The organism is Devosia sp. Leaf420 (assembly GCF_001425445.1).
Classification (GTDB): Bacteria; Pseudomonadota; Alphaproteobacteria; order Rhizobiales; family Devosiaceae; genus Devosia.
Window position 1 is genome coordinate 79,608 of sequence record NZ_LMQU01000002.1, and the last position, 8,634, is coordinate 88,241.

At 61.0% G+C, this 8,634-nt stretch carries 8 protein-coding genes; 5 read left to right on the top strand and 3 right to left on the bottom strand.

Going from position 1 to position 8,634, the window contains the following annotated elements:
• Nucleotides 1-50: 50 nt before the first annotated feature.
• Both gyrA and ASG47_RS03535 read right to left on the bottom strand, forming a co-directional pair.
• Nucleotides 51-2,792: a DNA gyrase subunit A gene (gene gyrA, locus ASG47_RS03530; protein WP_061907372.1), complete on the bottom strand. Its 2,742-nt coding sequence runs from the start codon at nucleotides 2,790-2,792 to the stop codon at nucleotides 51-53.
• A gap of 91 nt (nucleotides 2,793-2,883) precedes the next feature.
• Nucleotides 2,884-3,243, bottom strand: a complete 360-nt coding sequence (locus ASG47_RS03535) for a bleomycin resistance protein (protein WP_061907373.1) — start codon at nucleotides 3,241-3,243, stop codon at nucleotides 2,884-2,886.
• A 108-nt stretch (nucleotides 3,244-3,351) separates the two neighbouring features.
• On the opposite strand from ASG47_RS03535, the gene ASG47_RS03540 reads away from it, so the two are divergent.
• On the top strand, nucleotides 3,352-3,645 hold the full coding sequence (locus ASG47_RS03540) for a hypothetical protein (RefSeq protein ID WP_061907374.1): 294 nt from the start codon (nucleotides 3,352-3,354) through the stop codon (nucleotides 3,643-3,645).
• Here the strand turns inward: ASG47_RS03540 and ASG47_RS03545 are convergent.
• A complete protein-coding gene (locus ASG47_RS03545) occupies nucleotides 3,642-4,043 on the bottom strand; it encodes a winged helix-turn-helix transcriptional regulator (protein WP_061907375.1) in 402 nt (133 codons plus the stop codon). The genes ASG47_RS03540 and ASG47_RS03545 overlap by 4 nt on opposite strands.
• Nucleotides 4,044-4,191: 148 nt before the next feature.
• Between ASG47_RS03545 and ASG47_RS03550 the strand changes: the two genes are divergently transcribed.
• The 4 genes from ASG47_RS03550 to ASG47_RS20965 form a co-directional block, all read left to right on the top strand.
• A complete protein-coding gene (locus ASG47_RS03550) occupies nucleotides 4,192-5,073 on the top strand; it encodes an SDR family oxidoreductase (RefSeq protein ID WP_061907376.1) in 882 nt (293 codons plus the stop codon).
• Between the two features lie 120 nt (nucleotides 5,074-5,193).
• Entirely contained in the window at nucleotides 5,194-7,587 is a 2,394-nt protein-coding gene (locus ASG47_RS03555; protein WP_061907377.1) for an efflux RND transporter permease subunit, read from the top strand.
• Nucleotides 7,588-7,708: 121 nt separating this feature from the next.
• Nucleotides 7,709-8,236 carry a hypothetical protein gene (locus ASG47_RS03560; RefSeq protein WP_061907378.1) on the top strand — a complete coding sequence of 176 codons (528 nt, stop codon included), beginning with the start codon at nucleotides 7,709-7,711 and terminating at the stop codon, nucleotides 8,234-8,236.
• A gap of 162 nt (nucleotides 8,237-8,398) precedes the next feature.
• On the top strand, nucleotides 8,399-8,634 hold a 236-nt coding region (locus ASG47_RS20965; protein WP_210168433.1), incomplete at its 3' end, for a hypothetical protein.

Below are 8,634 nucleotides of genomic sequence, written 5' to 3' on the forward strand. Positions count from 1 at the left end.
GCGGTCGATCAGCCCCCGAAAAGACAAGGGGCGCCTTAGCGCCCCCGATCCTAGTTCTCTGTGGTCTCGGGTGGTGGTGGCGCCTCGCCACCGTCTTCCTCGTCGCCTTCAGGCTCGCTGATCCGCTCGACCGACACGACCTTTTCGCCATCGGCGGTATCAAAGACGATGACGCCCTGGCTGCCGCGGCTGACGATGCGGATCGGCTTGTCGCCGCCCACCGGCAGACGAATGGTCTGGCCGCCATCGCTGATCAGCATGATCTGGTCTTCGTCTTCCACCGGGAAACTCGCGACCAGATTGCCGTTGCGCTTGTTGACCGCCATGGCGACGATGCCCTTACCGCCACGCCCGGTGATACGGTATTCATGGCTCGACGTGCGCTTGCCATAGCCATTCTCGGAAATGGCAAGGATGAATTGTTCCGACGCGCCCATCTGAGCATAGAGTTCCTGATCGAGCTCACCCGCTTCGACACCAGCCTCATCAGGCGCTGCGTCTTCGGCCTCGACTTCGCCACGCACTGCGCGGCTGCGCTTGAGATAGGCCGCACGCTGCTCGGCATCGGCGTCCGAGTGGTTGATCACGGCCATCGAAATGACCTTGTCGCCATCGGCAAGCTGAATGCCGCGCACGCCCATGGAATCGCGGCCCTTGAAGAGACGCACATCGTCGACGCGGAAGCGGATAGCCTGACCCAGGGCTGTCGTCAGCAACAGGTCATTGTTGATCGTGCAGGTATCGACGCCGACGATCTCATCGCCATCATCGAGTTTCATGGCGATCTTGCCGTTCTGGCGCACTTCGACAAAATCGGCGAGCGAGTTACGGCGCACGGTGCCGCGCGTCGTCGCGAACATGATGTCGAGATTGCCCCACGAGGTTTCATCCTCGGGCAGCGGCATGATCGAGGTGATGCGCTCGCCCTGCTCAAGCGGCAGGATATTGATCAGCGCCTTGCCCTTGGCATTGGCGGCCGAAAGCGGCAGGCGCCAGACCTTGAGCTTATAGGCTATGCCGCGGCTGGTGAAGAACAGCACCGGCGTATGCGTATTGGCAACGAACAGCCGCGCCACGAAATCTTCTTCGCGCGTCGACATGCCAGAGCGGCCCTTGCCGCCGCGGTTCTGCGCCCGATAGGTCGAGAGCGGCACGCGCTTGATGTAACCGGCATGGCTGACGGTCACGACCATGTCTTCGCGCGCGATCAGGTCTTCGTCGTCGAAATCGGCGGCATGGTCGCTGATTTCGGTGCGGCGCGGACGGCCGAACTCTTCACGTACAGCTTCGAGTTCTTCGCGAATGATCGAGCGCACGCGCTCACGCGAGCGGAGAATATCGAGATAGTCCTCGATTTCGGCACCAAGGCCATTCAGCTCTTCGCCGATTTCGTCGCGGCCGAGCGCGGTCAAACGCGCGAGACGCAGTTCGAGAATGGCACGGGCCTGTTCTTCCGAAAGGTTGAAAGTGCCGTCTTCATTGATGCGGTGGCGCGGATCGTCGATCAGCTTGATCAGCGGCTCGACATCGGCCGAAGGCCAGCGGCGTGTCATCAACTGCTCGCGCGCCGTCGCCGGATCGGGCGCGGTGCGGATGAGCGCAATGACTTCGTCGATATTGGCAACGGCAACGGCGAGACCGACAAGGATATGGGCGCGATCGCGGGCCTTGTTGAGCAAGAACCGGGCGCGACGCGTCACCACTTCCTCACGGAAGGCGATGAAGCTATCGAGAATCTGCTTGAGATTCATCAGCTCCGGCTTGCCGCCATTGAGCGCCACGAAGTTGCAACCGAACGAGGATTGCAGCGCCGTGAAGCGATAGAGCTGGTTCAGCACCACATCGGGCAGCGCATCGCGCTTCACTTCAATGACGACGCGCATGCCTTCGCGGCTCGATTCGTCGCGAAGATCGGCAATGCCTTCGATGCGCTTCTCACGCACCAGTTCGGCAATGCGTTCGACCATCGTCGCCTTGTTCACCTGATACGGGATCTCGGTGATGACGATAGCTTCGCGTTCCTTGCGCACTTCCTCGACGGTCGATCGCCCACGCACGATGATCGAGCCGCGGCCAGTTTCGTAAGCCTGGCGGATGCCCGCGCGACCAAGAATGATGCCGCCGGTCGGGAAATCCGGACCCGGCAGAACCTCGATCAGTTCTTCCGTGGTGATGAACGGATTATCGAGCACAGCCAGAGCCGCGTTGATCGTCTCGGCGAGATTGTGCGTCGGAATATTGGTCGCCATGCCCACGGCGATGCCGCCACCGCCATTGACCAGCATATTGGGGAACCGCGCCGGCAGGACGGTCGGCTCGCGCTCGGACCCGTCATAGTTATCGCGATAATCGACAGTGTCCTTATCGAGATCGTCGAGCATGAAGCCCGTGATCTTGGGCATACGGACTTCGGTGTAACGCATGGCCGCCGGCATATCGCCGTCGACCGAGCCGAAATTGCCTTGGCCCTCGACGAGCATTTCGCCCATCGAAAATTCCTGCGCCATACGCACGAGAGCCATATAGACCGCGCTGTCGCCATGCGGGTGGTATTTACCGATAACGTCGCCGACGACACGGGCCGATTTGCGGAACGGCTTGTTATATTCGTAGCCGTTTTCGCTCATCGAGAAGAGAATGCGGCGGTGCACCGGCTTCAACCCGTCGCGCACATCCGGCAGGGCGCGGCTCACGATCACGCTCATCGCGTAGTCGAGATAGCTCTTGCGCATTTCGTCGGTGATGTAGATCGGAGCGATGTCGCCGCTCGCACCTTGAGGCGTATCTGTCACGGGGTGATTCTACGTTGATTCTTGTTCCTCAAATCATAGGCGATCTCGGCGAAAAATGCCAATTTATGGGCATTCGGCTGTGGAGATCGCTTCAGTTCTGGATCAGGCGCAGCAGCGTGCCGTCGAGATCGATCAAAGCCGCGACCGTTCCGCCCCATGGCTCGCGCCGCGGCGGATGAATGCGCGGCCAGCCGGTGCGCGTGTCAGGCAGGTTCGCCGCTCTGCACGCATCATAAAATTGGTCGAGGTCATCGAGCCTCAGACAACAGCTAAACCAGCTCGTTGCCGGATCGAGGTCGGGGTGCGCGAAGAACTCCAGCTGGATTGTGCCACGTTGGAGGATCATCCAACCGTCATCGCGATAGCTGCGCAAAAATCCCAGCGGACGGTAAAAGTCCTCGGTCGCGTCGAAGCTGCGGGATGGCAGGTTGGGCGTGGCGAAATCCATGATGACCTCCGGAAGCGAATGGATCTATGCGCTGTGCAAAGTGTAGAGGCTGTGAACCCGCGTCGAGACTAAAACGTTGGCCCGGCATCGGTAAGTCGAAATTGGAATAGTATGGCAGACACCTATCGCGCCTGGCTTCGCGGCGCACAAACCTGGCAGACGATTGCGGTCATCGACCTGCGCGACACCGACGGCATCGGCAAACGCTTGCAGGCAGCCGGGCTCTCGACCCTCGGCGAAATCGACAAGATGGAGGGCCCCGAGCTTCTCGCGCGGGACGGCATCGGTATCGGCGTGCTCCGCCGCGTGCGACGGATTATCCGCGACTGCAAGGCTGCCGAACGCCAGCGCAAACATGCTGCCGCGCCAGCCCGCCTGCGAAAACTCCGGACTTTTCCGAGCTAAGCGACCTTATCGAACGACACGCGCGATTTCGCGATTGAGGGCATGCTCTGGTTCGCCCACTCGATCAACTGGCCGAATGGCACGATGAGCGAGTGCCCCAGATCAGTCAGCCGATATTCCACCGATGGCGGCTTGGTGTCGAAGACATGGCGCGACACGAGCCCATCGCGTTGCAGATCGCGCAGCGTCTGCGTCAGCATTTTTTGCGAGATATCGGGCACTTCGCGATGCAGTTCGTTGAAACGCTTGGGGCCGCAGGCCAGCGTCATCACCAGCAGCATGCTCCACTTGTCGCCGATCTTGTCGAGCACATCGCGCACCGGGCACGGCCCGCTGAGGTCTGCCGCTGCGCTCCAGCGTTCGATATAGGTCTCGGCCAATCCCGTCGCATTTTGCATGCACTTACCTCAAGGTAATCTTCACCCGAAAAAGTGCCTCCTTTTCAGTCTTTCCTAAAAGACCTAGATAGCACTCTCCTTTCGATACTTACTCTCCTCCATGCATGGGAGCAAGCGGGTCGAAGCAGAGAAATTTATGGAGAATGACATGAGCAAGTTCAGCAACGCGACCCTTCTCGTCACCGGCGCCTCTGGCAATCTGGGCCGCCTCGCGGTCGAAGAACTGCTGGCCCGTGGCGCCACCCGCGTCATCGCCGGCACGCGCGACCCGTCGAAACTTGAAGATTTGGCCGCCAAGGGCGCGGAAATCCGCAAGCTCGACTTTGACGATGCATCGACGCTGTCCACCGCGCTTGCGGGCGTCGAACGCCTTCTCATCGTCAGCACCGATGCCGTCGGTCGCCGCGCCGAGCAGCAGAAGGCAATCATTACCGCCGCCAAAACCGCCGGTGTAAAACACATCGTCTACACCTCTGCGCCAGCCGCGCGCCCCGATGCCGATGCCGGTCTCAACCCCGAGCATTTCTGGACCGAAGTGGAAATCGCCGCCAGCGGCCTCGATTTCACGATCCTGCGCAATCACATGTATGCTGAGAACACGCTGGCCGATGCCGGTCACGTCATTTCCTCGGGCCAGCTCTTCGGCCTCATCGGGGACCGTGGCACGTCCTACGTCACCCGCTCCGATGCCGCCAAGACTGCCGCAGGTGCGCTGCTCGATGCCGAAGGCAAGACGGTCGAAGACGTCACGGGCGCAGCGCCAATCACCAATGTCGAACGTGCGGAACTCTTCGCCAAGCTGACCGGCAAGCCCGTCCAGGTTGTGGCTATCACGCCACCGCAGCTTCAGCAGGGTCTCGTCGCCGCCGGCCTCCCCGAAGGCTTTGCCGGCGCTCTCGTCGCCTTCCAGCGCGACGCCGTCACCGGCCACCATGGCGTCGTTACCGACACGGTGGAACGCTATACCGGCAAGAAGCCGACGACCTTTGCCGATTTCATCACGGCAAACAAAGCCGCCCTCGGCGCATAAGCCCTCTGGCGCGGCCCCACTCTGGCCGCGCCACCCTGCCCGCCCCGCGACCGCTGGACGCACCTTTCAGAACCACATAGAGATTCTGTCAGATCGTCAGCGTGCGGAGTCGGGCCCGTCGTGTCTTCCCCTTCCTGGTTCAAACGTTTTCTGGCCCGCCTGACTTATGATCGTTCCATCGGCTTTGGTCTTGAACAGATCGGGCTGACGACGGTCCGCTATCCGCGCCTCATGGCGCTCGCGGTGCTGATCTTTTCCGTCCTCTGCTTCACTCAGATCCCGCGCGCCAATGTCGATGGCGATCTTCTGCGCGTCTATGCCCATTCGGGCCACTATTACGACGCCTACGAACACCTCTCGGAAACATTCGGCACCTTCGAGAACGACCTCTATATTCTCGTCAATTCGCCCAAGCTCGCCGAGCCCGAGGTGATCGAGCAGGTCCGAAACCTCGCCTTTGAGCTCGAGCTCAATGAATATGCCGTCGGCACCATGTCACCCTTCACGCTGCGCAAGCCATCGCCCGGCGGCGGCTCCGTCCCGGCCGTGCCCGAAGGTCTGCAGACGGCCGACGAGGTTGCCTTCGCCCTCATGGATCTGCAGCAAAACGATCCGATGATGCGCAATCTCATCACGCCCGATCTCGATGGCGTGGTGATGATCATGTTCCCCAATCAGGATCTGGTCAAAGAGCGCGGCGCCAAGGCGATGATCGAGAACCTGCGCGCCACGATCGCGCCGTTCCAGAACGCTGACCTCTCGATCGAGATCACCGGCCCACCGGTCTGGACCACGGAAATGCTCAATGCCGCCGTGGACGATCAGGTCAAGTTTACCGTCTACGGCTTCGCCCTTGGCTCCATCATTGCCCTTCTCGCCCTCCGCTCCATTGCTGGCGCGCTGATCGTCGCCGCCACGCCGTTCCTCGCGGTTATGTGGTCTATGGGCATGATCCTTCTCTTCTTCGGCTCCTTCTCCTTCCTCACCATCATCGTCACGACGCTGGTGCTGGTGATCTCCTTTGCCGAGTCGATGTTCTTCACCTTCAATTGGCTCGCCTATTGGCGCGACGGCATGGAGCCCAACAAGGCGGTCGATGCGACCATCAAGCTCGTTGGTCCCGCCACGGCCCTGACCATGCTCATTTCCATGGTCAGCTTCGCCTCGCTCTCCCTAACGCCGGGCCAAGGCGTGCGTGAATTCTCCATGGCTGGCGCCATGGGCTCCTTCCTGCTCTTTGCCTGCTCGATGACCTTCCAACCGCTGCTGCTCAAGCTCGCCATCCGCATGGGTTTCAAGGCGCCGCCGAAGTCGAGCGTGGTGCTCACCGCTCCCTTGCCCCTCTCCTGGTTTCTCGCTAGCCGCTTTGGCCGCCCGATCGCCATTGCCGGCATCGTCGCCACCGGCCTGTTGCTGATCCCCTATTTCCTCATCCAGCCGCGCTTTTCCTTCGAGGACTTTGTTGCCAACGAATCGACCGCACTCACCGCGGCCGAAAACATCGATGAGGGCGTCGGCGGCGTCGCCCCGCTCTACATTCGCGTGCCCCTGATCGAGCACAACCCGGATGTCGGCGAGGTCGATTTCGCGCGTATCCAGGTTGTGCACGACATCCTCGAAAAGGAGCTCGGCGAGAACAAGGTTATTTCCGCTGCGAGCATGTCCAATTACACGGACGCCGGCTTCACCCGCGGCGAGGTGCTCGAGGCCGTCGGTCCCTTTATGCGGCGGCGCTTCGTTACCGATGACGGCTCGCAGGCCCTCGTTACCGGTTTCATGCCCACCATCATCGAAAGCGACAAGCTCAAGGATCTCGTGGCTCGCGTCGAAAGCGAACTCGTCTCGGCTGGTATTACCGATGCCGAAGTCGGCGGCTTCCGTGTGCTCACGACCTTTGCGACCGACAATATCGTCCGCGGTCTACAGCTTGACCTGACGCTCAGCGTCCTCGTCAATCTCGCGCTGATCGGCTTTGCCTTCCAATCTTTTCGGGTCGCATTGGCTTCTGCGATCCCCAATCTCTTTCCCATTCTAGGAACAGAGGCTTGGCTCTGGTGGTCTGGCTCTGGTCTTCAACTTACCACCGTCATTGCCCTTACCATCGCTTTCGGCATCGCGGTCGACGACACGGTGCATTTCCTGTCCCACTATCTCCACGGGCGCCGCGAGGAAGGCCGCACCCATGAGGACGCGGTGCAGCACACCCTCCTCCGCATCGGCGGCGCTATTGTCGCGACCACCATCATTCTCTGCGCCGGCACGGCGATCATCATGTTCTCCGAGCTGCCGCAGGTTGCCCTGTTCGGCTCACTCTTTGTCGTCACGCTGGCCCTCGCCATCCTGGGCGATCTCTTCATCTTGCCCGCCCTCCTGATGGCCGGCGGCAAGTTCTTTCATCCCTTGGGCAAGATCCGCGTCCGCACGGCGGATCACGACGCCACTCCGGACGATCCGACTGGCGATACGGTCACAGGTGAAGGCGGAACTGAAGGGGAGGCCCCTCGTCCCGCTTGAGGCCCGTTCTCGCTCTCGAAAAGCCGTGGCATAACCATAGCCAACGCCGATTCTGGCGCTGTTCTTTGATCCGTCGATAACCAGCCCGGGCGCTCGTTGTGACATCTGGAGGCCTTGCACCATGACCCATTTCGGACCCGTTCCACGCGCCCTCGCTTTTGCTGCCGCCGTCTTTTCGACCGGCTTCGCCGTAGCACCAGCCTATGCGGGCCCCGCGGAAGTGGCTCTCCTCAAATCCTATATCGGTGAATGGCGCGGCCGCGGCACGCTGGTCGGCGCCGCCACCGAATCCGTCGTCTGCCGCCTCTCACTGACCCAGGGCAATCAGGACAAGATCAACTATAGCGGCCGCTGCACTCTCGCCGGCACCAATCTCTCCGTCGCCGGCACCATCGCCTATGTCGACGCTTCGCGCCGCTACGAAGCGGCCATGACCTCCAACGCCACCTTCTCTGGCATCGCCGTCGGCCAAAAACGCGGCGGCGGCCTCGTCTTCAACCTCCGCGAACGCACCCCCGACGAAGAGGGCAAGGAGATGAACATCTCCTCCCAGATCGCCCTCAACGACGACTCCATGAGCGTGTCCTTCGAGGTCGTCTACGTCGAATCCGGCGACAGCCTGACGGCGCAGGTGCCGTTTACACGGTAAGGGTTGGCACTGCGGGAGCTTGCGCGGGGTATGGACATGAAAACGGCAATGCTGTCGCTCGAGACAAGAGATTTCGCTTCCGCGGAACTGACGTTGCAATAGTTGCTAGTTCTTGCCGCAGGGTGCCGCCAACGGTCAAAATCATGCGGCGGATGCGAGCAGTTGAGGTTCAAAGCCAAGCAAGCACAAGAGGTTAGCCACCTCCAGTGTATTCACCCCACCCACCGCTCTTCCCTCGGGCTTGACCCGAGCAACTGTGTTGTTGGTTCAGGTTTTGAAGGGCGTTTGGTCTCTCAGAACGGCATTGGCGATGACAAGGATTTTTCGCGCAATATTGCATCGTCCAGAAAAACGAAGTCTGAGCGCGAAGGGGAAGAGCGTTTCGGTCTCGGCGATTG